This window comes from Spirosoma fluminis (genome assembly GCF_054778895.1).
Genome location: NZ_BAAGZD010000004.1, coordinates 505,107 through 529,113, shown reverse-complemented (window position 1 = coordinate 529,113; position 24,007 = coordinate 505,107). Strand labels below are relative to the sequence as shown.

The following is a 24,007-nucleotide window of genomic DNA, read 5'->3' as shown; positions in this document are numbered from 1 at the left end:
TTAATGTGGTTAATTAATCGGTGGCCCCACCGTCCGGCGCTTGTTCGGTCAACCAACCTACCCACAGAACATCTGTTTTCAGTCAACATTCCCCTATTTCAACATTACCGCCAGAGCGGTCTCTTGAAGGTTTATTGCTAACCTGACCTCTATGTTAACAAAAGAAGAATTAGCTATGAAGCTCTTGTCTGAGCTTCAGCCTATTGCCGAGCAGTTTGGCATTCGCGATGCTGCCAAATACACGAAAGAAAAACTCATTTACAGAATATTAGATCAACAGTCCGTTGCGTCTGAGCCTGAATCAGCGGCTACAGCGCCCGTTGTTGACGAAGCGCCCCGCCGTGGCCGACGTACGCGTCCGGTAGCTGAGGCCGTACCCGTACAGCCCGGCGAACCCGAGGCAGCCCCGGCCGAAACTCCCGAAGTTCCCCGTACACGTCAGCGTGCACGGCGTGAACGTGAGGAGGTAACGGCGGAAGCAGCACCCGAAGCTGTTGTAGAAACAGCATCCGAAGTTCCTCAGCCTGAAGCCACTCCGATTGAAGCGGCTACAACGGTTGAGGCTGAATCAGCCCCTCCGCAATCCGCCGACCAGCCCACGCAGGAACCCCGCGACGAACGTACCCGCACGAATCGGGACCCGAAACCCACTCAGCAACGAAACGAGGCAGGCAATCAGCCCAGAAATCGTCAGGAGAGCGGACGGGATATGGGGGCGCGTAATGACCGAGATCGTCTTAACCGCGAGGGCGGACCAGAGCAAACCGGGCCCCGCGAAAGCCGAACGCCTTCACGTCCTGACGGTAACCGCGATGTAAACCGGCGCGATCAGCGCCCCGATGCCAATCAATTTGGCGGGCGCGATGGAAACGGTCGTCAACGTGTAGAGGGTAACCGTGATGTAAACCGGCGCGACAGTAATGCGGGGCATCGCCCCCGTACGCAACGCGTCGTAGCCGACGAAACGGCTATCAACTACGCTGGTCAGCCCGACGAAGAGTTTTTGACACCTACGGTTGTATCGGAAGACAACGCAGCCAATATGCAGCCCTCAACTGAGGAGTTGAGCACATCCGATCCCTCGGCGGCTCCGCAGACCGATACTCCGGGCGATAACCAATCGGAGCAGCCACAGAATGGAGCAGCGGGGCAGCCCCATCCGGTGAATCAACCTTCGCGCGAAGCACAGGAATACCAGAACCGCATCCGTCGGCAGTATAACCAGCACATTCGCGAATTCGATGGCATCATCGATAACGAAGGAGTGCTGGAAATTATGTCCGATGGTGGATATGGCTTCCTGCGGTCGGCTGATTACAATTATCTGGCCAGCCCCGACGATATTTACGTATCGCCCTCGCAAATCAAGCTGTTTGGCCTGAAAACCGGCGACACCGTTCGGGGTGCCATACGTCCTCCCAAAGAAGGCGAGAAGTATTTCGCCCTGCTTCGCGTGTCGACGGTGAACGGCAAAACCACCGAAGAAATACGCGATCGGATTCCGTTTGAATACCTGACTCCGCTATTCCCCGAAGAGCAGCTCCGCCTGAGCAATCGCCCGGAAAACTATTCGTCACGCGTACTGGATCTGTTTGCCCCGATCGGTAAAGGTCAGCGGGGTATGATTGTAGCCCAGCCCAAGACGGGTAAAACGGTGCTGCTGAAAGAAATTGCCAACGCGATCACCAAGAATCACCCCGAGGTGTACCTGATTGTACTGCTTATTGATGAGCGCCCTGAAGAAGTAACCGACATGGCCCGCAGTGTCAATGCCGAAGTGATCTCGTCAACGTTCGATGAGCAGGCCGACCGGCACGTAAAAGTGTCGAGTATGGTCCTCGAAAAAGCGAAACGCATGGTCGAGTGCGGGCATGACGTAGTGATTCTGCTCGATTCCATTACGCGGCTGGCGCGGGCCTATAACACGGTCGTTCCGTCGTCGGGCAAGATTCTGTCGGGTGGTGTGGACGCGAATGCCCTGCATCGGCCGAAGCGCTTCTTCGGTGCCGCGCGGAACGTAGAGAATGGTGGTTCGCTGACAATTATTGCGACCGCTCTGATCGATACAGGTTCGAAGATGGACGAAGTTATCTTTGAAGAATTTAAAGGTACGGGCAACATGGAACTTCAACTGGACCGTAAACTCGCCAATAAACGGATTTACCCGGCCGTCGATGTCTTGTCTTCCGGTACGCGTCGGGAAGACCTGTTGCTGGATAAAGAGACGTTGCAGCGCGTCTGGATTCTGCGCAAGCACATGGCCGACATGAATCCCATGGAAACGATGGATTTCCTGCTCGACCGCATGAAAGGCACACGAACCAACGAAGAGTTTTTGATTTCAATGAACCGATAGAAATCGAATAGGATAACAAAAAAGACGACCGCAGCGGTCGTCTTTTTTGTTATAGACGGTTGCAAAAGCTGCCGCCGTCAGACGAGATCGGGCAGATAAATCGTAAACGCAGCGCCCTGGCCGGGCTGGCTCTCAGCCACGACAGCACCGCCGTGATTTTCGACTACCTTTTTCACAATGGCCAGACCAATGCCAGTACCGGGGAATTTCTGGCGACTGTGTAGCCGCTGAAACGCTCCGAATATCTGGTCGGCGTATTCCTGGCCGAATCCAATCCCATTGTCGGCGACTTTGATAACCCAATATTGACGCGACTGGTAAGCCGATCCGTCTCCGGCTGGAAGTAACCGGATAATTGAGACTGGAAGTGCCCGTTTTGCCACAGGCACGCAGGTTACGGTGATGTGTGGAGTTACCGGAGTTGCGGCTTTGGTCGACTTTACAAACTTCAACCCGTTGCTGAACAGGTTCTGGAAGAGTTGACGTAACTGACTTCCGTCGCCCAGCACGGTCGGTAAGTTCGGTACGTCAATGCGGGCCTGTTTTTCTTCAATAGCCGTTTCCAGATCACCCAGAACGTCGGCAACAACCTGATTCAGATCTTCCGGCTGGAGAACTTTTTGTTGGGTAGTAATTCGGGAGTAGCTTAGCAGATCCCGGATCAGAACCGCCATTCGGGAAGCCGCCAGCTGCATTCGGCTGATCATATCCACACCTGATTCGCTCAGGCCACCAGCGTACTGATTTTTGAGCAGCTCGCCGAAAGATTCAATCTTCCGCAAGGGTTCCTGAAGGTCGTGGCTGGCTACGTAGGCAAAAGCCTGCAAATTTTCATTCGACTTCGTGAGTTCAGCATTAGTAGCTTCAATCCGCTGGCTGTAGGAATGATTCTCGGTAATATCAATCGAGGAGGTCAGCACACCATCGCCAAACTTAACAATGGATACGTAGTGCCAGCGATCGTCTACCGGCATTTCCAGGGTTACTGGCTCACCGGTTTCCACCACCCGAACGTATTGCTCAAAAGCAATGCTCTTGTGTAACTGCGGAGTAAGTTCGCTGAGGAGTTTGCCCTGTAACTCCTCAGCTGTCATGCCTAGTGTTTCGTACGTCATCTGGTTTGCCAGCGTAAAGCGAAAATCCAGAATGGTTTCCTCGGCCTCACGAACGGCTTCCAGGCAGGATACAGCCGTGAGGGTAGCATCCAGCACAGCATTCAGTAGTTCAGCCTGTTTCTGTTGCTTCAGTTCCGCCTGCTTGATGGGCGTAATGTCGATGTACGATTGAATAAACCCATCGCCCCACTTCACCGCCTGCGTATCGAACCAGAAATCGAACCCATCGTACTGGTAGCAATCCTGAAACCGTTCAGTCCTGGCCTGCTCCACCAGCTTCACCCAGCGGTCGAATACGCCACTTCTTCGCACTCCCGGAAATAGTTCAAGCATCCGCTTCCCCACAACCTGTTCGGCCTTATAGCCTGTAAATAACTCCGACGTGTGGTTAAACGACTGGTAGATGAAATCAACAATCTGGCCCTCGTCGTTGCGTACGGCCGTAAAATGCGAGATCGCCGTCAGCGCGTTGTCCAGTATCTGGCTAAACTCCTCGGCCTGCTTCTGATTAAACTCCTGTGCATTTTTCAGATCCGTAATATCCAGAAACGACAGGACAATCAGATCCTCGTTCCGGATTCCCTGCACCTCGTACCAAAGGTCGTACCCGTCGACGTTGTAGTGGTTGTGGTAGCGAAGCGGTACGCCGGTTTCGGCCAGTTGCTGGTATTTACTCCAGATGCCCGTGCCTTCGATGCCCGGAAACACCTGACGCATGGTACGCCCTACCAGTTCCTCGGCCTTACGCTGGGTCATCTGCTCAGCCCGACCGTTGATCAGTTCATACCGCAGGTCGACGACTTCGTTGGTCGCCGGGTCGCGAATAATTGAATACAGCCCAATAGCCGTTAAGGCACTATCCGTCACAAACTTAAGCTGGTCTGCCCATTTCTGAAGGTCTAGTTGCGCCTGTTTGAGGGCGGTGTAATCGGTGTGCGTAATGAGGAGTTCATGGTCCAGCCTGGACACCTTCACATTGGCCCAGATATTGAGTCCATCCTGGGTATAATTCAGATCGAGCTGCTGGCTTTCCCCCGATACGTATACCTGTCGGTACAGATCGAACAACCCTGGTTCCCGGTATCCCGGAAACCAGTCGGTTAATGACTCGCCAACTAAATCGGCAGGCGTTACACCGGCGTACTCCGCCAGGGTCGGGTTAACCGCCGTAAACCTAAATTCGACGATCTGACCATGCTGATTAAATATCGGCCGAATGATCTGAACACTGCTTTGCAGGGTATCAATAACCCCCTGTAAACGTTGCGCCTGCCACGGCTGGTCGCACTCGGGGATTACCGGGGGCTCTTCAATTTTTTGGATAGTCGTCAGCGTACCGTCGCCGTAGGGAGCGATCGTTACGTCGAACCAGTTCAGAAGAGTATCTAACCTGGTTTCCTGCCGATATCGAAGCGGCTCACCCATTGTGATTACCTGTATCGACTATCGATACAATTGGGCGTGTAAATCACTATCTGATATGGCTGACCACCGTTTTCCCAGTACTTCCCCGGCGGTAAAGCGGCCTACGAATCGGGCCGCCAGGGAATTGACGTACTGAACATGCAGATCAACCAGTTGATTAGCCTGATTCCGAACGGATTCCAGATGAATGAGGGCGACTGGTACTTCCTCCAACATCCGTTGCAGGTACTCAGCCTGCCCGGAAGCGCCAGTAAATGGTGTTGTATTCATGTATGACAGAGTACTGGCTGGCCGTACCGGCGATTATTTCACGGTAGAACCAGTAAGCTTATCCGTAATAAATTGAGTATTGATTGGAATCACTGATTGAGCACACGTAGTACGGTAAAGTACGCTGTTATTTTGATAGTTACCAATAGGTTAGTCTACGAATGGTCCGATTACCCATTCAACATATAGCCCACGACGTTGTCCGGATATGGGTCCTTTTTCCGATTGTATTCTACCCAGCTGCGTTTTATTTTTGTATTGGTCGAAGATCGAATAAGAGGATCTGTAGACGCTGGACACGCTCGTCGCGTTAAATCTTATACGAACGTAATGAAAGACTTAATTCAGTACGCCATCCCCGGCTTTGTCATTTTGCTGATTGCCGAGGTAGTAGTAACGGCCAAACAGCAAAAAGATTATTACAACGCTAAGGACACGGCCAGCAGTCTGGCGATGGGCATTGGCAACGTAATCGTTGGCCTCGTTGGCAAAGTGATTGTGTTCGGTGTGTACTCGTTTGTGTATCAGTTCCGCCTGTTTACCATCGACATGACCCAGTGGTGGGCCTGGCTGGCGCTGTTCCTGGCCGATGACTTTAGCTACTACTGGTTTCATCGGACTAGCCACAGCAGTCGGTACTTCTGGGCGTCGCACGTGATTCACCATTCGTCGCAGAAGTATAATCTGGGCACGGCTTTACGTCAAACCTGGACTGGTACGTTGAGCGGGGCTTTCCTGTTCTGGGCCTGGTTACCGCTCGTAGGCTTCTCGCCCGTGGCCGTGATGACCATGCAGGCCATCAGTTTGTTGTATCAGTTCTGGATTCATACTGAACTGATAAATAAGTTACCTGCTCCCATTGAGTATGTGTTCAACACGCCCTCTCACCACCGCGTCCACCACGGCTCCGACCTCGACTACCTCGACAAAAACCACGGCGGCATTCTTATCATCTGGGATCGGCTTTTTAGCACCTTCGAGCCCGAACGTAACCGCCCCACCTATGGCCTGACAAAGAATATTGATTCGTATAATCCCGTGCGCATCGCCTTTCACGAGTGGAGCGATATAGCCCACGATCTGCGCCGGTCTAGCTCAGTACGTAACGCCCTGGGGTACTTGTTTGGCCCTCCCGGCTGGAGCCACGACGGATCGCGTAAAACAACCAAGCAATTACAAGCCGAGAAACGTAACGACCTGACCAAACACACCGCCTGAACGTAACAGAACGGCTCCTGATTAACACGTTAAACTACAGTGGTGTCGATCGCATAATTGCTCATCTTGGGCAGTGCAGTTTGTTAACTTGGATAGGCGTTACATAGGATATATACAATCTCTTCTGCACGTATCTTTTGCTGCTGGCCAGTTACCATATTTTTGAGCGACATCTGCCCCGTTTGTACTTCTTCCGAGCCAATCAGTACTACGTACGGAATGCTCTTGGCGTTCGCATAATCGAGCATCTTTTTAACTTTCGCCAGATCCGGATAAACCTCAGCCGCTACGTTAGCCTCACGAAGTTGGGTTAGTAACGGCAGGGCAACTCCCCTGGCCTCAGTATCAAAGGGAACGATCAATACCTGCGTGCCCTGTCCGGCCGAAGCCGGGAACAGGTCTAGTTCGTCCATTACGTCGTAAATACGATCAACGCCGAACGAGATGCCTACTCCCGACAAACCCGGTTGTCCAAAGGCCCCCGTCAAGTTGTCGTAGCGCCCTCCCCCGCTGATGCTACCAATTTGAACTCCGTTGGCTTTTACTTCGAAGATGGCACCCGTATAGTACGATAAACCGCGCGCCAGAGTTATATCTAGTTCCAGCCGCGAATCGACCAGTCCGTACTGCTCAACAAACCGCCAGACATCCTCTAACTCAGCAATCCCTTTCTGTGCCGTATCCGACGTATTAAGCCAGCTCTTCAACTGCGTAAGTACGTCGGCCGGGCTCCCGGCTATGGTAAACATCGGAGCAAGGTTCGTAATGGCCTCTTCGGAAAAACCACGTCCGCGCAGTTCGTCCAAGACTCGTTCCTGACCGATCTTATCGAGCTTATCAATCGCAACGGCCAGCGGTCCCTCCTGACCGGCGGCTCCGATTGCTTCGGCGATGCCAGCCAGCACCTTCCGGTTGTTGATTTTCAAGGTAAAATCCCCAATACCGAGGTTGCGAAACACTTCGTGAACCATCAGCACGATTTCGGCCTCGCAGAGCAACGAATCAGTGCCTACTACGTCGGCATCGCACTGATAAAACTCGCGGTAACGCCCTTTCTGGGGCCGGTCGGCCCGCCAGACCGGCTGCATCTGGTACCGTTTAAACGGCATCGTCAACGCATTGCGGTTCATGACAACGTACCGGGCGAAGGGCACGGTCAGGTCATAACGCAGCCCCTTTTCCGAAATCTTGGGCGTAAGTTTTTTATAACCGGCTGTAATGTTCAGTTCGGTCAGTTCAGCGGCAAAGTCGCCGGAATTCAGAATCTTAAAGAGGAGCTGATCGCCTTCGTCACCGTATTTACCCATCAGCGTAGACAGGTTTTCCATCGAAGGCGTTTCGAGCGGCTGGAAGCCGAAACGCTGAAAGGTTTGACGGATGGTGTCAAAAATAAATAGCCGTTTGCGCATTTGCTCCGGCCCAAAATCGCGGGTGCCTTTGGGTAAGGTCGGTTTTTGCATGGGGCAAAATTACGCACCTAACCGAAAAGAACGGGCGTACCATTTACTTTGTCTGATAAAAACCTTATTTTTGCGGTCTCATTTTGCAGAGACGCTGCATTTTTACTGGTAAGAACCGACAAGTTAAAACAATATACCGTCATGGGAGTAACTGAATTGAAGCGGAAAGGCCGCCGGAACCGCGCCATCGCTAATAATAAGACCAACGCCATCAAACAATTGCTGCGTAAGCCAATCATCAAGAACGTAGACGTAGAAGCGATCAAAGCTTCGTTTGCTGAGAAGAAAGCCGCGTAACGTTCGATCTGCTCATTGGTTCGCTAATTCTTAGCGAACCGGCAACTTAGTATCTAATCCTCATCTCGACCGGATGAGGATTTTCGTTTTCTACGATTTCCTTCGCGCTTTTTAAACTCCCGGCGCACAAACCGACGGTAGTCGAGCTGAACCCGATACCGGACCGCCTGTCCAAACAAAGATAGGCCGCCGTTGACCAGAATTAGCCCATAGAGACCAATCAGGAACCACTGCCGAAAAGGGCCTCCGCTATGTTTAGCATGACCTGCCTCACTCAACACGCATAGCCCGGCACCAATCAGCATAAGACTGACCGGCGCTAATAGCAACCATTTTGTGCGGGTACTCATCCGGTTCACTAACCGACGGCCGGGTGGTGGAGGAAGCTTTGCCATGTCGTTTACAGCTTAGGGTGGTGTACGTTCATAACGTACCCATTCGTTCATTTGTTAACAAGAGCGTAACATTAAGACGGATACTCAATAGTTGCTCCGGTTTCCCGAAATCCTTTGGGCTCCCGAACGCGTTTCCAGCCTTCGCTCATAAACCCGATCCCGTAACCGATCAACTGAACAAAGGCAGCCTCGACGCTAAGCAGTCCTACCTGCACATTTTTCTCTTTACGGCTAGCATCCAGAAAGATCAGGATCGAAAACACGAGCAATACGACCAAAGCCAGGGCAAACAGCACCGGACTAATCAGCGCCCAGACAGGTACCGAGAAAACAAACAGCGTGAACAAAGCCGGAAACGTGTGCACCAGCTTCAACTCACGGGGATAATACCGGGAGATGTTGATTCGGGCCCGGCCGAAAAACCGCAGCTGGCGGAAAAACTGGCCAAAGTTCGTCCGGCGCTTGTGGTAGATAAACGCATCTGCAATTAGCCCCGTCGTAAAGCCATTTTCAATGATGCGGATGGCGAACTCAATATCTTCCCCCATCCGGCTAAGTTTATACCCCCCTATTTTTTCCCAGACCTGGCGCGACAGGCCCATATTGAAACTTCGGGGATGGAACGTACCGCCCAGGTTTTTTTTACTGCTCCGGATCCCCCCCGTCGTAAACGGCGAAGTCATGGAGTAGCTGATTGCTTTCTGAACGGGCGTAAAATCGGGGTGCGCTGCGTCGGGCCCGCCATACGCATCCAGCCAGGTAGCGGTCAGGTACGTAGCGACGGTTTGGAAATAGTGCGGAGGCACCAGCGCATCCGAATCGAAAATAACAAAATAATCGCCCTCCGCTCGCTCAAATCCATAGTTCCGCGCAAATCCCTGCCCAGAATTCTCTTTGAAAAAATAACGAATCCTGAGCGTATCCTTAAAATCAGCGACGACAGCATCGGCCTTAACCGTAGAGCCGTCTTCGATGACCAGCACCTCGAAATTCTGGCTTGTCTGCTGGGTCAGGCTTACCAGGAGTTCGCGCAGTTCATCCGGACGATTATAGACAGGGATAATAACGGAAAAAAGCATACGGAAAATGATACCTGGTAGACGATGCCGCAACGTTGCGGCATCGTCTACCCTTCTTACTTACGGATTCAGGGCCTCAACCAGCGCTTCTTCATTGGCCTGAATTACCTGGTCGATCAACTCGTCGGTCAGGGCGACCGATACAAACAGGCTCTCGAACTGCGACGGCGCTAAATACACGCCCCGGTTCAGCATGGCGTGGAAATAGCGGCCAAACAACGGCAGATCACACGCTTTAGCTTCGGCAAAATTCGTTACCGACCGCTCCGTCATGAACAAGGTGAACATGGATCCAATCTGATTGATGGTGTAGTTAAGCCCTGCTTTCTGCAAGCCGTTTTGGAAACCCGTTGCCAGTTTCTGGCCGATCTCTTCCAAGCGGGTGTAGACCTCTGGATGCTCGTTCAGGTGACGCAGCATGGCCAGCCCGGCCGACATCGCAATCGGGTTGCCCGAAAGCGTTCCGGCCTGGTAAACCGGTCCGGCGGGCGACACTACGTCCATTATATCACGGCGACCACCGTAGGCCCCTACGGGCATACCGCCACCGATAATTTTACCCATTGTCGTCAGATCGGGCGTAATACCGAATCGTTCCTGTGCTCCGCCTTTGGCTAAGCGGAAACCGGTCATCACCTCATCGAAGATGAGCACAACACCATGTTTGTCGCACAGAGCACGAAGACCCTCCAGAAAACCGGGTGCGGGCAGCACACAGCCCATATTGCCGACAACTGGTTCCAGGATCAAAGCCGCTACCTGATTCTGATTATTGTCGAGTAGTATTTCTACCGCGGCCAGATCGTTGTAAGGCGCAGTTAACGTATCGGCTGCGGTGGCTTTGGTCACGCCCGGCGAATCGGGTACGCCCATCGTAATGGCTCCGCTACCGGCCGCAATCAGAAACGAATCGCCATGACCGTGGTAGCAGCCTTCGAACTTGATGATTTTATCACGGCCCGTAAAACCCCGCGCTACCCGAATGGCCGCCATTGTCGCTTCGGTACCGGAGTTGACCATCCGCACTTTTTCGACCGATGGGACCATGTCGATAATCAGTTCGGCCATCTCAACTTCTTTGCGGGTTGGTGCACCAAACGAAAAGGAGTGCTGAATCGCATCCCGAACAGCCTGTTCGACCGGCTCGAAGGCATGACCCAGGATCATGGGTCCCCACGAGTTGATGAGCTCGACGTACTGCCGACCGTCTTCATCGTAGATATACGGTCCCCTGGCTGATTTGATAAATACTGGATTGCCGCCAACCGCCCGAAACGCCCGAACTGGAGAGTTAACCCCACCCGGAATCAGTTGCTTCGCCTTCTCAAATAATTGTTCGCTCGTGTTCATAGGGAAAGAGCGGAAGAGCGAACGAGTGAAAGAGCGTCCAAAAGCTACTCCCTTCTCGTTCGCTCTTCCGCTAATTAATTTTCACAAACCGCCCGCCGTCGTACTTTACGATAGGGACAATCTGGTTTTCATTGTTTTGTGTATAATCGAATCCGGAGAGCAGGTAATCATCCGTGTCCGAACGGAGACTAGTACGATTCCGCAGACCAGGTCCATTTTTGGCCAGCTGGCGCCCAAAAAACAGCATCATGTCGTATCCCTGACTGGCGAATACGGAGGGAATGGTGTTCCTGATTTCCAGGTACTGCTCCTGAAAGGCCGTAACCGGCTCACGCGACGTATCGATAAAGTCAGGATAGAGTAGATACAGATCGCGTCGGGTAAATGTCGATAAGGAGTTCTTATAAAAATCGAAAGCGGCAGCGGTAGCCAGTACCGGGCCCGTCACGCGTCGGCGACTCAGGGCGTCTAATAGTCTGGGGCCATCGTCGTCGTTACTGCTGGACAGGAATATGTGACTCAGTGGGATACTGGCGCTTGCCGATGCTACAGCCGTCGTCGTTGTAGGCCCAGTTGGTTGCATGGCATCGGCGATAGCCTGCGTACTTCCCGTCAGTTTTCGGAAATCCACGATCTGGTAATTCAGCCGCTTCAGCTCAGTCTGGTACGCTACGGCCAACAGCGAATCTTTACGGGTTGCCCCAAAATAAATAGCCGCTTTACGTCCCCCGCCCAGGTTTCGGGCCTGCTCGACCACACGCTGCGCCTGCCTGACGAGTGAGGGCTGCGCCAGAAACGACATGGGCTGGTTGGCGACTAACTCACTGCTCGTCGCTATTGGGTTCAGGAGCAATACGTTATTCTGATTGGCAAAGGCAGAAGCAATGCGATTCGGCTCTACGTATAACGGGCCGATGATTAGATCGGTCTGCGCAAATGCCGGGCTGTTCACTAGTTCCAGGGTTTTGTTGGCGTCATTGTCTACGTCGTAGGCAAACAGATTCACCGTAATCCCTTCTTCCTGTAGTTTGTCTTTGGCTAACTTAATTCCATTATACAGATCGTATACGTATTGATTTGCCCGCAACCGCTTGTCCGCATCAAAATCCTCTAATCGGAATGGAAACATCACGGCCACATTGTAATAGCCTTTCGCCCGGGTTGGTCGACTGGTCTGAGGAGTAGCTGGCGTTGGGCGCGTCGTTGTTGTGGACGACGCAGGTATGGTAGTCGGCCGGGACGAGGCCGTCACAGGCACGCCAAAGCGATTCGTTAACCGGTCCGATAACTCCAGGTCTTCTTTGTCGCTGGATGATCGCTGAATCAGATCAATCAAGGCCAGCCCAATGATTCGATCTTCCGGAAACTCCCGGTTCATCTGCCTCAGGCGGTTCAGATCTGTAATCTGCCCGATAAAATGCCGTTCCAGTTTCGTTACGTCGGCCCTCAGCACCGGATCGCCAATTCGCTGCATCTCGGTCAGGCCGTCTTCGAACTGGCCGGTTTCCATGCACACCGCGCCGAATAGATAACGGGCTTCGTCCATCTTCCGCCAGTCGGGGTAGCGGTTCATCAACTGCTTCAGCATCAGCCGCGACTGACCGAAGTAGCGCTGCCGAAAGGCAGCAATGGAGTAGTAATAATGGGCGTAAGGAGCGAGGGGACCATCTCGTTGAATAATCACGTTCAACTCCGATTTGGCCCGGTCGTAGTCGCCCGTCTGAACGAGCCGAACCGCAGCCTTATAGCGTTTCTGGGCATCAGCTCCTACCTGCCCAACAGCCTGCTGCTGACTCACAAGCCAGATCAGACCGCCTGCCAGCAGTTTAAACCAATAAAGTCTCTCGTTCATGTTTTTTTGGGTTAATGCACAAAAGCAACGCGGTGGCGTTGCTTTTGGTAAGCGGTCAGGCCGTTTGTTCACAAACGTCTTCTCGGCTCGTTACGTAAACAGGCACTGTAGACTTCTAACTAAACTTTACTTCTTCTGTTTCGCTTTCCGCTGCGCTTCTTCGGCCTGCTTCCGGGCCTCATCGGCTGCGGCCAGCTGCTTTTGCAGAAGCGCCTGGAACCCACCCGGCTTTTTGCCTTCACCGGCTGCGTTCTTCCGTCGATTTTCGTCGAGTAACGCTTTGATCTTGTCTTCATCAACAAACCGGCGAATCAACTGCTGCTGCGCGATCGTCACTACGTTCGATACGAAGTAGTAGAACGTCAGACCAGCGGGATACGAGTTCAGCACAAACATGAACATCAGTGGGAACACGTAGCTCAGCGCTTTCATATTCACTGGTCCCGGCTGTGTCGGCGTAGTCTGGTTGTTGTAATACGCGTACGCAATCGATGAAGCGGTCATCAAAACGGTAAACAAACTCAGGTGACCACCAATAAAGGGGATCTGTGGGAACGTAATAAAGGCGTCGTAAGTCGAAAGATCAGGAGCCCACAGAAAGGTTTTCTGCCGCAGTTCAATCAGGTTCGGGAAGAGCATGAACAGGGCAAACAGAATCGGCATGGTAGCCAGTACCGGTACGCAGCCACTCAGCGGGCTTACGCCTACCTCCTGATACAGCTTCATCTGCTCTGACTGCTGCTTGGCCATGTCGTCGCCCACACGCTCCTTGATTTCATTGATTTCGGGAGCCAGCACGCGCATTTTCGCCATACTGACGTACGACTTATAGGTTAACGGTGTTAGAATTAACTTCACAAACACCACCAGGGCGATAATTAACAGGCCATAGTTCGAGATGAATTTCTCCAGCAGGTTGAAAACCGGCACGAAGAAATACTTGTTGATCGGCTTCAGCACCGAGTAGCCGAGATAAACGTTCTGGTCGAACTCCGGCGCTACGTTACCCAGCAACTGAAAATCGTTCGGGCCGTAGTAAAACTTGTACTGGCCTTTACCCGACTTGACATCAGCTATCGGCAGCGACACATCCGCGATAGCCGTCTTTACCACACTGGTATCGGTCGGATCAACTAAGGCTTTGAAATTAGCTTTCGTGAGCGGACCATTCTGAGCCACAAAACCCGACAAAAAGTATTTGTGTTTGATAGTGAACCATTTAACCGGCTCTTCGAGTGTGGCTTCCTGGCTGCTCTCGCCTTCCGTAAGCTTGTCAAAATTCTCATCGGCCGTCAGGTAGTTGATGGTGGCGGCCCGGCGGTTATTCAACAAATCGTTTTCATACTGGCGCATTTTATCTTCCCAGTAGAATCGGATGTTATCGTTGGTAACCGCATTGGCGAGGCCATTTACCTTTAAATTATACGCGATTTCGTAGCCTTCAACGGGCATGGTGTATACCTGCTCGACCGACTGCCCCGGTGCCACCTCAGCCCGGAACGTAATCTGCTGCGGCTGACTGCCTACGCTGCCACTCAGGGTGCTCGTCTGGTAAAATAATTTATGCAGATCGACCTTACCACGATTGGTTGGCAGTTCCAATACCGTCCGGCTGCTCTGTGCATCAATCAGGACGAGTGGTTTCTGATCGTAGGTTTTATAGTGCTTCAGAACCACTTCCTTCACACGCCCGCCCTGGGTACTAAAAGTAACCTTTATGTCTTTGTTTTCCACTACTACGTCCTGCGCCTGACCGGAAGCTACTGTAGCAAAATCACCGAACTGCTGGCGGGCTACAGCCGAATCGAGCGGTTGTTCCGCTTTAGTAATGGCGGCCGAAGCTGCCGACGCTGTTGTGGGTTTTGTCGTCTGTGTCTTTTGGGCCGGTTCCTTCTCGGGCGCGGGCTTCGGCACCAGAAGCTGGTAGCCGACCAGCATCGCCATGATCAGGACAATGCCAATTAATTGATTACGATCCATGTATGTAATTTACGAAATTCGATCTACGATGTACGACGTTTACCTGCGAGTATGAAATCGTAGTTCGTACATCGTAGATCAGCGCGTAAAATTACGCCAATTCGCCCGCTTAATCAACCAAATCAGCGGTTTCTACAGGAGCGGTGCGGCCAGAAGCTTCACTGGTGCGTTTCTGCTGACTATAGGCAAGTGCGGCCCGCACGAACTGCACGAATAAAGGGTGCGGATTCATGACGGTACTTTTGAGTTCAGGGTGAAACTGAACGCCCACAAACCAGGGGTGATTGACCAGTTCAACAATCTCGACCAGCCCTGTATCGGGGTTAATACCCGTTGGGCGCAGTCCTGCCCGCTCAAACTGATCGAGGTAGTCGTTGTTGAACTCGTAGCGGTGCCGGTGGCGCTCGCTGATCTGGGTTTTCCCATAAATCTGGTGCGCCAGCGAATCGCGCTTCAGCTTGCAGGTATAGGCGCCCAACCGCATCGTGCCTCCCTTATCGGTGATGCTCTTCTGCTCTTCCATCATACTGATAACGGGACTGGTCGTGTGCGGCTCCATTTCCGTTGAATGCGCATCCTCGATACCCATTACGTTACGGGCGTACTCGATAACGGCCATCTGCATACCCAGGCAAATACCCAGGAACGGAATGCCGTGTTCACGAACGTACCGTACGGCGTTGATTTTGCCTTCGATGCCGCGCTCCCCAAAACCAGGGGCAACCAGTACCGCGTCCAGTTCGCGCAATACTTCGGCGCAGTGATGCTCATCAACCAGGGTTTCCGACTGAATCCATTCCAGTTGCACTTTGCATTCGTTGGCTGCACCCGCGTGAATAAAGGATTCGGCGATGGACTTATACGCATCTTTCAGTTCGACGTACTTACCCACCAGCCCAATGCGAACGGTATCGCCGGGATTTTTGAGTCGTCCCAGAAAGCTTTTCCAGGCGTCCAGATCCGCGTCTTTATCGTTATACAAATCGAGCATATACAGCGTGCGCTGATCCAGGCGCTCCTTCTGCATGAGCAGCGGTACGTCGTAGATCGTTTCGGCATCAATCGCTTCGATAACTGAGTTTACCTGCACATTACAGAACAAGGCAATTTTCCGGCGAATGTCCTGCGGCAATGCGTGCTCCGTACGGCACACAATGATGTCGGGCTGAACGCCATTTTCGAGCAGCATCCGTACCGAGTGCTGAGTCGGTTTGGTTTTTAATTCGCCCGCCGATTGCAGATACGGCACGAGGGTCAGGTGAATGACCAGCGTATCTTTCTCCCCGAGTTCAAACTTCAGCTGACGAACGGCTTCAACAAAGGGAAGCGATTCGATGTCACCGACGCACCCCCCGATTTCGGTAATCACAATGTCGTATTCGCCCGTATCACCCAGCAACCGAATGTTGCGTTTGATCTCATCGGTGATGTGGGGTACGACCTGCACAGTTTTACCCAGGAAGTCGCCCCGCCGTTCACGCGTAATCACATTGTTGTAGATACGTCCCGTGGTGATGTTATTCGCCTGCGACGTGGGGCGGTTCAGGAACCGCTCGTAGTGCCCAAGATCGAGATCGGTTTCGGCTCCGTCGTCGGTGACGTAGCATTCGCCGTGTTCGTACGGATTGAGTGTACCGGGGTCGATATTAATGTACGGATCGAATTTCTGGATCGTTACCGTAAGTCCCCGCGATTGAAGAAGTTTGGCCAGTGAAGAGGCTATAATGCCTTTGCCAAGTGATGAAGTTACCCCGCCCGTAACAAAAATATATTTTGCGGATTTTGGTCCCGTAGCCGCCATGATTGAAACCTGATTTGGTCGTTACGGGATATAAAGGTAGATAAAATAAACCAGAAAACGGTTTTAAAAAACGGGAAAATGTTGGGGGTAGCGGCTAATCCGTTGGTGGTCAACGAATGGCATCTACCCCGTCCGTGTCCTGGTTACAACCGATCTATATCGCTTAGTTTGTAAGTGGCAACAAAGCCAGTTGTTCCCGGCATGCATTGTAAATGGCGATTCTCAAGGACTAGGTTCGTGGGCCTTGTCGGCTATATTCTGGGCTAGCTTACCGATTACTAAGTAACGTTCCCGAAAAGTTGCTTCGTGAAAAAATAAGTGGGAGACTTGCAGCGAAAATTAACTCTTTTTCAAGCGGTTAGCAAATACAGCCTTCTTTCATAGCCAACCAACAAAATCGATGCAACAACCATCCAGTGCCTTTATTTCAGCCTCATGGGCTGCGCTTATTGCGGGTATTTTAGCGTTTAACATTGGTCTCTGGAATGCCCAGATGCCCTTGAACGAAAAAGGCTATTATTTCACCGTGCTGATGTACGGTCTGTTTGCCGCCGTTTCTGTCCAGAAAAGCGTACGCGACCGGATCGAGGGTATCCCCGTCACAAACGTGTATTACGGCATTAGCTGGCTATCCGTGATTCTGGCCATTCTGTTGCTGACGGTAGGGCTGTGGAACGCCAGCCTGACTTTAAGCGAAAAAGGGTTTTATGCCATGTCGTTTACGCTGAGTATGTTCGCAGCCATTGCCGTACAAAAAAATACGCGCGATACTCAGACGGGCGACCGTGCCCCATCGTCGGCTCGTTCGGTGAGCAGTCTTGAGTAACTACCTGCCAGGTTATAAATAAAACGGCCTTACTGGAGAGTAAGGCTGTTTTTGTATCAATCAGGTTTGTAACGAAACTACTTACCCTGCGTCAGTTCGCGCTCTTCGTAGGCCAGTCCGTACTGTTTCAAGACGTCGTTGGGGACGCCATCCCATTGGTTGGGCGTGTTGCCGACATAACCGATGTCCTTAATGCCCATCTGGCTGGTATAAAAGCCGGAAGCGACCAGATTCCGCATCATGCTGAAGAACGCAGCGCCCTGCGTCATGTCCGGCTTGGCCGTAGCCGGATAGGCAATCTGTTCAACCAGGTCGATCTGCTGCGCTTTTGTACACTGCACAAACTGTTTTCCGTAGCGTTTCACGCTGGTGTTGTCGAGCCAGCGAATTCCGCCCCGCATGGGAGTCTGGTTACGGGGCTGGTCTTTCATCATGAACTCGATAAATGCGGGCACACCGGCCTGTGAAGCACTTCCCGACCGTTCATCGGCGGGAATAATAATGTCGCCCAGCACCGTTACGGTTTGTAGCTCATGGGGCGTAAAAAACTTTTCGGCGTGCAGCTTGGCATCACGCTCGGCTTCGAACTTCTGTCGGCCACCGGGAATTTTGAGTGGTTTTACATCCGGTGGAGCCGGCACAGCTGCTTCGACGGGCGCAACCGCGAATCCGAGTGCCGTGGCAGGTATTGTTTTTAGAATGTCTCTGCGTTTCATAGACGTAGTTGCTTATACGGTCTCCTGATCAGTCTGCCGGTACGTAGTGTAGGTTGGTAAGACCAGCCGCAGCAGACGGAACAGGAAGGCGCAGTGTTAGATATTCTTTTGTTTAACTTGATCGATCAGGTATTCAGAGGTGCGCATCGACGAGGCCAGGATTGTCCATGTTACGTTCTTGTCGCCCTGCGAAGGGAACGGAGCGGCATCAACCACAAACAGGTTTTTCACATCGTGCGCCTGCTGAAACTTATTCAGCGCCGACGTTTTCGGATCGTTACCCATACGGGCGGTACCTACCTCGTGGATGATCTTGCCCGGCTCGGCCAGACCGTAGTTGTTGGATGCGTTTGGTTTCGCACCCAGGGCAATACCGCCCATCGAGTGAATGATCTCCTCGAACGTATCCTGCATGTGCTTGGCCTGTTTGATCTCATAGTCCGACCATTTGTAGTTGAACCGCAGTACGGGGATACCGTATTTGTCGACTACGTTCGGATCGATTTCGCAGAAGTTACTTTCCAGCGGGACAGGCTCACCCCGACCGGCCATACCGACGTAAGCGCCGTAGAAACGCCGATAGTCGTCTTTCAGGCTGGCACCATACCCACCACCGGGTTTCATTTTACCGTCGCGGCCGGGAATCATGCCGTTCAGTTCTTCAACGCCCCAGCCGAATCCGTAGGCCGGCATGCCCATGCCGCCCCAGTATTCGATGTGGTACCCACGCGGGAAATCGAGTTTCTTGTTATCCAGCCACCAGGGCGTGAAAACGTGCATACCACCAACGCCGTCTTCGTTGTAGCGTTTGCGGTCCATCAGGGCGGGGATGAATGCCGAGCGGGAAGCCCCGGTGGAGTCGTTGATGTATTTTCCGACTACGCCACTGCTATTGGCCAGGCCCGTTGGGAAGCGGGCTGACTTCGAGTTTAAGAGCAGCCGGGCCGTTTCGCCAGCGCTGGCCGCCAGAACCACCGTTTTTGCTTTTATGGTCACCTCCTGCAAGGTTTGCGTATCCACGTAACTAACGCCGGTGCAAAGGCCGGTCGCCGGATCGGTCACGACTTCGCGCACCATCGCTCCGTTAATCAACGTAACGTTACCGGTCTTCATAGCGGGTTTGACCAGTACCGACGACGACGAAAAATCGGCGTACGCCTGACACGCCCGACCGCACTGGCTGCAATAGAAGCAGGCCCCCCGTTCGTTGTTGATCGGCTTGGTCAGGATAGATAGGCGCGACGGAATGACCGGAATACCGATGCTCCGGGCTCCTTTCCGAATCATCAGTTCGTGCAGACGCGGCTTCGGGGGCGGCAGAAAAATCCCATCGGGTTCGCTTGGCATATTCTCCACCGAGCCGAACACACCAATCAGTTTATCGACGCGATCGTAAAATGGCTTGATGTCGTCGTACCCAATCGGCCAGTCTTCACCGACGCCGGTCATGCTTTTCCGCCGGAAATCGTCGGGCGCAAACCTGAGCGAGATACGTCCCCAGTGGTTGGTACGTCCGCCCAACATACGCGAGCGGAACCAGTAGAACTCGGTGCCTTTGGCGGTCGTGTAGGGCTCTCCTTCAATGTCCCAGCCACCCCAGGCCGCATCGAAATCCCCAAAAGCCCGGGTTGTACCCGCTCCGCGCCGGGGCGACTCCCAGGGCCACTTTAATTGCGTAATATACTTTGGATCAGCGGGGTCAAAATAGCCTCCTGCTTCCAGCAAGACAACTTTAGCCCCCGCTTTTGCAAGCATATAAGCCGCCATGCCTCCTCCGGCTCCAGAGCCGACGATAGCCACATCATACTGTGTCGGGGCTTTTTTAATCTGAATTGGGTCCATGCAGAAAATACGGTTTTACGGAATTGTTCAGAATACAAATTAAAGATACAATATAAACACGAAGCCGCTGTCAGGTTGCGAAGCAATCGCCCGCTCCTGACGCCCCGGCTCAGGGCAGTTCTTCCAGAATCAGCTCTTTATAGGCGACTTCAGCTTTGCCTCCGCCGTGAATTTGCAGGCCAATAATTCCCGACTGCGGAATGGCCGCATCAGGTTCAGTATAATCGACGGTCGGTTGCCCGTTCAGCCAGAGCCGGATGCGCCGTCCTTCGCACCGGATATGGTACTCATTCCAGTCGTTACGTTTCAGGATGCGTTTCACCTGGTTCGAGTCGGGGGCGACTAAGGTTTTGTTACGTCGGGATTCGTCGTACAGCCCACCCCAGTAGCCATCACCCAGATCGGCCTGGTAGCCCGTCATCTCGTGGGCCGGGTTAGTCAGCCGCTGGCTTCGGAACTGCACACCCCCGTTGATAAAACCGGCGGTGCCGATCAGCTTCCATTTCAGCTTCAGATCAAAATTGGCGTAGCTCCGGGTTGTACACAGAAAATCGTTTTTGGGAACGGTCTGCGTGAGCGAGCCGCCTACTAAGGCACCCTCCCGGATGCGCCATAAACCCGTAGTGTCGCCTTCCCAGCCCCGAAAGGTTTTGCCATCAAATATAGGCGTTGGCTTTGCGGCATGGCCGCTAAACCACAGATTGAAACTGAGGGTGATGAGTATACAGACTTGAACAATGGCATTCATAAGACCACTTGTTACGTATCAGTTAACAGGTATAGAAGCGGCCGAGCAGCCTGTTTTACCTGTATTGGAGCATTTAATCGAATAAATACCAGTCAACGCCAAAGGCAAAGCCCCGGCGCATTTGTAGAAAATCAGGTGCCACAAAGTAACCGGGTGCAAATACGCCCTCGTTGGCGTGGGTGAGTTTGACAAACAGGCGCGTTCGATTGACCCGCAGATTCGCGTACAGGTCAGCCAGGACGTAGCCTTCTACCCGCTGCCGGTTTTGCAGATGAAACTGCTGCGTAACAGGCATATACGCATCGGCGTAATACGGCGACTTATAGTGCAGATCAATACCGGCCTGTATATAAAGGACCTTGGCGTACAGAAACTCATATTGCAGCCGGGTATTCATAAAGAACGGTGGCGTTCGCAGAATATCGGAGCGGGACTGAACGGTGTAATAAGCCTGTCCCGAAACCAGAAACTTGCCCAATTGAAGATGATAACCCAAGCCGGTACGTAGCACACTAAAAGAACCGGACGCCTGCCGGGCTACGGCGTTCGTATCAAAATACGTGTAATTGCTCAGTAAGTAGTAATCAATGCCCGGCTCGATCCGTAGTTTCTTATACCGCAGGTTCAGCTTACCATAGGCGTAGTTATAGCCGCGCAGCTTGAAATCGTTACGCCAGAAATAAATCATACTCTGGTAGCGCTCCTGCAGCAGCGTTGGCTGCACCAGCATGGCCGTGTAGCCAGCCGTTAAGAACTTACTGTCGAACTGCCCCTGCAATCGGAACCCACCGCCGACCTGGTATTCAGCCTCGGCCGTCACCTGCGATAGACTGTCCGGGAAGTAGTAGCCCAGCCAGCCGCCCAGAAAGGTTTCGACCCGCCGGGTTTCGTATTCGTTGAAATTGGTGCGGGAGGTGTTGTACCGCGTATACTGCCCGAAAATCCGGCTGCGTAGATAAGCCCGGTAATTAAACGCAGAACCTCCACGCCGGTAAACACCTTTGAGCCCGAACTGATTTTCGACCTGCCGGGACCGGGCCTCCTGAAAAATGCGGGACGTATCGCCCTGGATGAACGGATAAAAGCGCCGGACCGACTCATCGGGCAACGTAACCGACTGGTTCAACCGCAGGGTGTCGTCCTGATAAAAGTTTTTCTGCCGCCGGTAATCGAGCCGGTGATACACCTGAAACCCCTGATCCAGTACGTATTGATGGTACACGTGCCAGTCGTTGCGGATTTCCCAGCCGTGCGGTCCCTGCACCCGAAACTGCTGATCGCCACTCCGCAGAATAGGATCACCCGTATAGTTGTAAACGATCGGTGTACTATCGGCGGTTTCTCCGGGCAACACGCCCCCCTGCTCGTCGAAGCTGTGGTTCATGTTAATGAAGTGCAGCAGCAGGGTATACTTGTCGTTTTTGGAGCGGTAGTTGGTATGCCCCAGAAATCCCCAGTTCTGCGCCAGCAGCTTGTTAGGGTCGTTGGGGCCGCTGGTACCAAACTGTTTCTGCGACGTAAAGCGCTGGGCGTTGAATCCGACATTCCAGCGGGGAGAAATGTTCTGCGAAAAGTCGAAGCGCAGGATGTTCTGATTCCGGCCACCCAGGGCCAGATACATATCCGTAAATGGCGACTTCGTATCGAAATAGCGTACGCCCATCGTTTGATAGGCATAGGGCGAAAACACGTAATAACCGGTTTGAGCCCCCAGTTGCTGCGGTACCTGCACAAATATCGGCCGCATGGGCGTTCCGAGAGTTCCTAAATCCTGGTACTGGTTCTGGCTCCGCTGCACGTACGTAAACCGGTGGACATCGTCCATCGTGGTATCGATCGTATAGAGCTTCCGGCGGTTATTGAATATATCTTCTTCCAGCATAAACCGGGTCGACTTCGGCCCGTATATGACTTTGGTTGAGTCATCGATACCGTTTTTGCTGGTGGTTGCGCTGGAGAAAGACCCCGGCCGTCCCTGCTGGCCACCAAACCCGCCGGGAAAGCCATTGGGCAACTGCGTGCCACCGGGGAACTGCTGCGCCCAGGCGGTTTGCGTGAGACTGATGAGAAAAAGTAAACAGAAAAGAATTCGATTCATTGCCTCAAAAATACGCTAAATCGCCGTATGGCCGAACATAGGGGTAACTGGTTAACGATTTTTAAGGAGCTGCCGGGTTAGATAGTCGGAAAAATTCTCACCGGCCTGTTCCAGAAACGTCATCTGGATGGAGAGAATATAGAAAGGCCGGGTGTTTCGCTGTTCGGGCGTGAGCAGCGCATCGAGTTTAACCCAGTCTTTTTCGGTAGTTAGCACCGCTGCGCCGGTTGGCAGATCAGCCATAATTCGGTCAAGATCAGCCTGCGTATAGGTGTAATGGTCCGCAAATCGATAGTGATTCAGGAGTTGAAACGTCTGGCGAACGTACCGTTCCAGCGGATCGGCATTGGCCAGACCCGATACCAATACCACGTCCGTCAACCCAGACACCACAGGTCGGCCGCTAAACGCAACCGGCTGTCCATACTGCAGCCCGGCGAAAAAAATCGGCGTCTGAGGCCGGGCGTACTGCCGAATCTGGCAGGCTATACGTTCCTGATCAGAATCGGACAGGTCAAGCGGGCATTTCGTTACCACCACTACATCAGCCCGATCGGCTCCCCGCCTTGGTTCGCGAAGCCGCCCGGCGGGAAACGGATAATCGGTATAGAACGGCCGATTGTAGTCCATCAGCAAAATAGTTAACTGCGGACGCACCGCCCGGTGCTGAAACACGTCATCGAGCAGGATCAGCGACGTTTCGGGATGGAGTTCCAGTAGACGCTGGATGGCCTCGGCCCGGCGCTCCCCCACGCAGACGCGTACCTGCTGTTTAAATTTCCGGTAGAGCTGCAGCGGTTCGTCCCCGATTGTTGCGGCTGTATCGGAATCGTTGGCAATCCGAAAGCCCGTTGTTTGTCGGCCATACCCCCGGCTGAGCGTAGCCGCTTCGAAGGGCGTAGTAGCACCCGTTGCGGCATACCATTTAATCAAAAATTCGACCATGGGTGTTTTTCCGGTGCCGCCAACGGTAAGGTTACCTACCCCGATTGTGTATATTGACGGCAAATAGTGCTGAAACAACCCATTGTCGAACAACCAGTTACGTACCGTCGTTATCAATCCATAAATTCCACTGAGTGGAAGGAGTAACCAGTTATTCACGCAACGTATCGCTAATATTTTCGTACTATTGCCTTTTCCAAGCAGCCAAAAGTAGTACTTTTAGGATTGTGATTA

The 24,007-nt window shown here is 52.9% G+C and carries 18 protein-coding genes; 4 read left to right on the top strand and 14 right to left on the bottom strand.

The genetic code is table 11. The features are described from left to right. Window positions 1–151 precede the first annotated feature (151 nt). A complete protein-coding gene (gene rho / locus ACYVBJ_RS07740; RefSeq protein ID WP_460981722.1) occupies window positions 152–2,356 on the top strand; it encodes a transcription termination factor Rho in 2,205 nt (734 codons plus the stop codon). Between the two features lie 77 nt (window positions 2,357–2,433). Here the strand turns inward: rho and ACYVBJ_RS07735 are convergent, their stop codons facing one another. After that, window positions 2,434–4,896: a PAS domain-containing sensor histidine kinase gene (locus ACYVBJ_RS07735; protein ID WP_460981721.1), complete on the bottom strand. Its 2,463-nt coding sequence runs from the start codon at window positions 4,894–4,896 to the stop codon at window positions 2,434–2,436. An 18-nt stretch (window positions 4,897–4,914) separates the two neighbouring features. Next, window positions 4,915–5,166 (bottom strand): hypothetical protein, encoded by a 252-nt coding sequence (locus tag ACYVBJ_RS07730; protein ID WP_460981720.1) that lies wholly within the window; start codon window positions 5,164–5,166, stop codon window positions 4,915–4,917. A 330-nt stretch (window positions 5,167–5,496) separates the two neighbouring features. Between ACYVBJ_RS07730 and ACYVBJ_RS07725 the strand changes: the two genes are divergently transcribed. After that, the gene (locus ACYVBJ_RS07725; protein ID WP_460981719.1) at window positions 5,497–6,384 is read left to right on the top strand and encodes a sterol desaturase family protein; all 888 of its coding nucleotides are present in this window, start codon (window positions 5,497–5,499) and stop codon (window positions 6,382–6,384) included. A gap of 83 nt (window positions 6,385–6,467) precedes the next feature. Here ACYVBJ_RS07725 and hisS read toward each other — a convergent pair whose 3' ends face one another. After that, window positions 6,468–7,844, bottom strand: coding sequence for a histidine--tRNA ligase (gene hisS / locus ACYVBJ_RS07720; RefSeq protein WP_460981718.1), 1,377 nt, complete (start codon window positions 7,842–7,844; stop codon window positions 6,468–6,470). 141 nt (window positions 7,845–7,985) lie between these two features. Here hisS and ACYVBJ_RS07715 point away from each other — a divergent pair, with 141 nt between their 5' ends. Then, the gene (locus tag ACYVBJ_RS07715) at window positions 7,986–8,141 is read left to right on the top strand and encodes a hypothetical protein (RefSeq protein ID WP_167209822.1); all 156 of its coding nucleotides are present in this window, start codon (window positions 7,986–7,988) and stop codon (window positions 8,139–8,141) included. Window positions 8,142–8,194: 53 nt separating this feature from the next. Here the strand turns inward: ACYVBJ_RS07715 and ACYVBJ_RS07710 are convergent, their stop codons facing one another. The 6 genes from ACYVBJ_RS07710 to ACYVBJ_RS07685 all read right to left on the bottom strand — a co-directional run bounded on the left by ACYVBJ_RS07710 (window position 8,195) and on the right by ACYVBJ_RS07685 (window position 16,598). Further along, a complete protein-coding gene (locus ACYVBJ_RS07710) occupies window positions 8,195–8,536 on the bottom strand; it encodes a hypothetical protein (protein WP_460981717.1) in 342 nt (113 codons plus the stop codon). A 71-nt stretch (window positions 8,537–8,607) separates the two neighbouring features. Then, entirely contained in the window at window positions 8,608–9,615 is a 1,008-nt protein-coding gene (locus tag ACYVBJ_RS07705) for a glycosyltransferase (protein ID WP_460981716.1), read from the bottom strand. Between the two features lie 60 nt (window positions 9,616–9,675). Further along, a complete protein-coding gene (gene hemL / locus ACYVBJ_RS07700; protein ID WP_460981715.1) occupies window positions 9,676–10,965 on the bottom strand; it encodes a glutamate-1-semialdehyde 2,1-aminomutase in 1,290 nt (429 codons plus the stop codon). Between the two features lie 70 nt (window positions 10,966–11,035). Further along, window positions 11,036–12,817, bottom strand: coding sequence for an amino acid ABC transporter substrate-binding protein (locus tag ACYVBJ_RS07695; RefSeq protein WP_460981714.1), 1,782 nt, complete (start codon window positions 12,815–12,817; stop codon window positions 11,036–11,038). 126 nt (window positions 12,818–12,943) lie between these two features. Then, window positions 12,944–14,797, bottom strand: coding sequence for a membrane protein insertase YidC (gene yidC / locus ACYVBJ_RS07690; protein ID WP_460981713.1), 1,854 nt, complete (start codon window positions 14,795–14,797; stop codon window positions 12,944–12,946). Window positions 14,798–14,906: 109 nt separating this feature from the next. Then, on the bottom strand, window positions 14,907–16,598 hold the full coding sequence (locus ACYVBJ_RS07685; protein WP_460981712.1) for a CTP synthase: 1,692 nt from the start codon (window positions 16,596–16,598) through the stop codon (window positions 14,907–14,909). Between the two features lie 400 nt (window positions 16,599–16,998). Between ACYVBJ_RS07685 and yiaA the strand changes: the two genes are divergently transcribed. Beyond that, the gene (gene yiaA / locus ACYVBJ_RS07680) at window positions 16,999–17,424 is read left to right on the top strand and encodes an inner membrane protein YiaA (RefSeq protein ID WP_460981711.1); all 426 of its coding nucleotides are present in this window, start codon (window positions 16,999–17,001) and stop codon (window positions 17,422–17,424) included. Window positions 17,425–17,501: 77 nt separating this feature from the next. Here yiaA and ACYVBJ_RS07675 read toward each other — a convergent pair whose 3' ends face one another. From ACYVBJ_RS07675 to lpxK, 5 genes are all read right to left on the bottom strand, one after another. Then, entirely contained in the window at window positions 17,502–18,140 is a 639-nt protein-coding gene (locus ACYVBJ_RS07675; protein WP_460981710.1) for a gluconate 2-dehydrogenase subunit 3 family protein, read from the bottom strand. Between the two features lie 96 nt (window positions 18,141–18,236). Further along, window positions 18,237–19,982 carry a GMC family oxidoreductase gene (locus ACYVBJ_RS07670; RefSeq protein ID WP_460981709.1) on the bottom strand — a complete coding sequence of 582 codons (1,746 nt, stop codon included), beginning with the start codon at window positions 19,980–19,982 and terminating at the stop codon, window positions 18,237–18,239. A 109-nt stretch (window positions 19,983–20,091) separates the two neighbouring features. Continuing rightward, window positions 20,092–20,730 (bottom strand): 3-keto-disaccharide hydrolase, encoded by a 639-nt coding sequence (locus ACYVBJ_RS07665; protein ID WP_460981708.1) that lies wholly within the window; start codon window positions 20,728–20,730, stop codon window positions 20,092–20,094. Window positions 20,731–20,803: 73 nt separating this feature from the next. Next, the gene (locus tag ACYVBJ_RS07660; RefSeq protein ID WP_460981707.1) at window positions 20,804–22,828 is read right to left on the bottom strand and encodes a putative porin; all 2,025 of its coding nucleotides are present in this window, start codon (window positions 22,826–22,828) and stop codon (window positions 20,804–20,806) included. A gap of 51 nt (window positions 22,829–22,879) precedes the next feature. Then, window positions 22,880–23,932, bottom strand: a complete 1,053-nt coding sequence (gene lpxK / locus ACYVBJ_RS07655) for a tetraacyldisaccharide 4'-kinase (RefSeq protein WP_460981706.1) — start codon at window positions 23,930–23,932, stop codon at window positions 22,880–22,882. Between the last annotated feature and the right edge of the window lie 75 nt (window positions 23,933–24,007).

What these genes read in the sequence shown, in the direction of transcription:
- ACYVBJ_RS07695 (WP_460981714.1), bottom strand. Translation starts at nt 12,817, where the DNA reads ATGAACGAGAGACTTTATTGGTTTAAACTGCTGGCAGGCGGTCTGATC.
- ACYVBJ_RS07705 (WP_460981716.1), bottom strand. Translation starts at nt 9,615, where the DNA reads ATGCTTTTTTCCGTTATTATCCCTGTCTATAATCGTCCGGATGAACTG.
- hemL (WP_460981715.1), bottom strand. Translation starts at nt 10,965, where the DNA reads ATGAACACGAGCGAACAATTATTTGAGAAGGCGAAGCAACTGATTCCG.
- ACYVBJ_RS07660 (WP_460981707.1), bottom strand. Translation starts at nt 22,828, where the DNA reads ATGAATCGAATTCTTTTCTGTTTACTTTTTCTCATCAGTCTCACGCAA.
- ACYVBJ_RS07715 (WP_167209822.1), top strand. Translation starts at nt 7,986, where the DNA reads ATGGGAGTAACTGAATTGAAGCGGAAAGGCCGCCGGAACCGCGCCATC.
- yidC (WP_460981713.1), bottom strand. Translation starts at nt 14,797, where the DNA reads ATGGATCGTAATCAATTAATTGGCATTGTCCTGATCATGGCGATGCTG.
- ACYVBJ_RS07710 (WP_460981717.1), bottom strand. Translation starts at nt 8,536, where the DNA reads ATGGCAAAGCTTCCTCCACCACCCGGCCGTCGGTTAGTGAACCGGATG.
- ACYVBJ_RS07685 (WP_460981712.1), bottom strand. Translation starts at nt 16,598, where the DNA reads ATGGCGGCTACGGGACCAAAATCCGCAAAATATATTTTTGTTACGGGC.
- ACYVBJ_RS07730 (WP_460981720.1), bottom strand. Translation starts at nt 5,166, where the DNA reads ATGAATACAACACCATTTACTGGCGCTTCCGGGCAGGCTGAGTACCTG.
- rho (WP_460981722.1), top strand. Translation starts at nt 152, where the DNA reads ATGTTAACAAAAGAAGAATTAGCTATGAAGCTCTTGTCTGAGCTTCAG.
- ACYVBJ_RS07675 (WP_460981710.1), bottom strand. Translation starts at nt 18,140, where the DNA reads ATGAAACGCAGAGACATTCTAAAAACAATACCTGCCACGGCACTCGGA.
- ACYVBJ_RS07735 (WP_460981721.1), bottom strand. Translation starts at nt 4,896, where the DNA reads ATGGGTGAGCCGCTTCGATATCGGCAGGAAACCAGGTTAGATACTCTT.
- ACYVBJ_RS07670 (WP_460981709.1), bottom strand. Translation starts at nt 19,982, where the DNA reads ATGGACCCAATTCAGATTAAAAAAGCCCCGACACAGTATGATGTGGCT.
- hisS (WP_460981718.1), bottom strand. Translation starts at nt 7,844, where the DNA reads ATGCAAAAACCGACCTTACCCAAAGGCACCCGCGATTTTGGGCCGGAG.
- ACYVBJ_RS07665 (WP_460981708.1), bottom strand. Translation starts at nt 20,730, where the DNA reads ATGAATGCCATTGTTCAAGTCTGTATACTCATCACCCTCAGTTTCAAT.
- ACYVBJ_RS07725 (WP_460981719.1), top strand. Translation starts at nt 5,497, where the DNA reads ATGAAAGACTTAATTCAGTACGCCATCCCCGGCTTTGTCATTTTGCTG.
- yiaA (WP_460981711.1), top strand. Translation starts at nt 16,999, where the DNA reads ATGCAACAACCATCCAGTGCCTTTATTTCAGCCTCATGGGCTGCGCTT.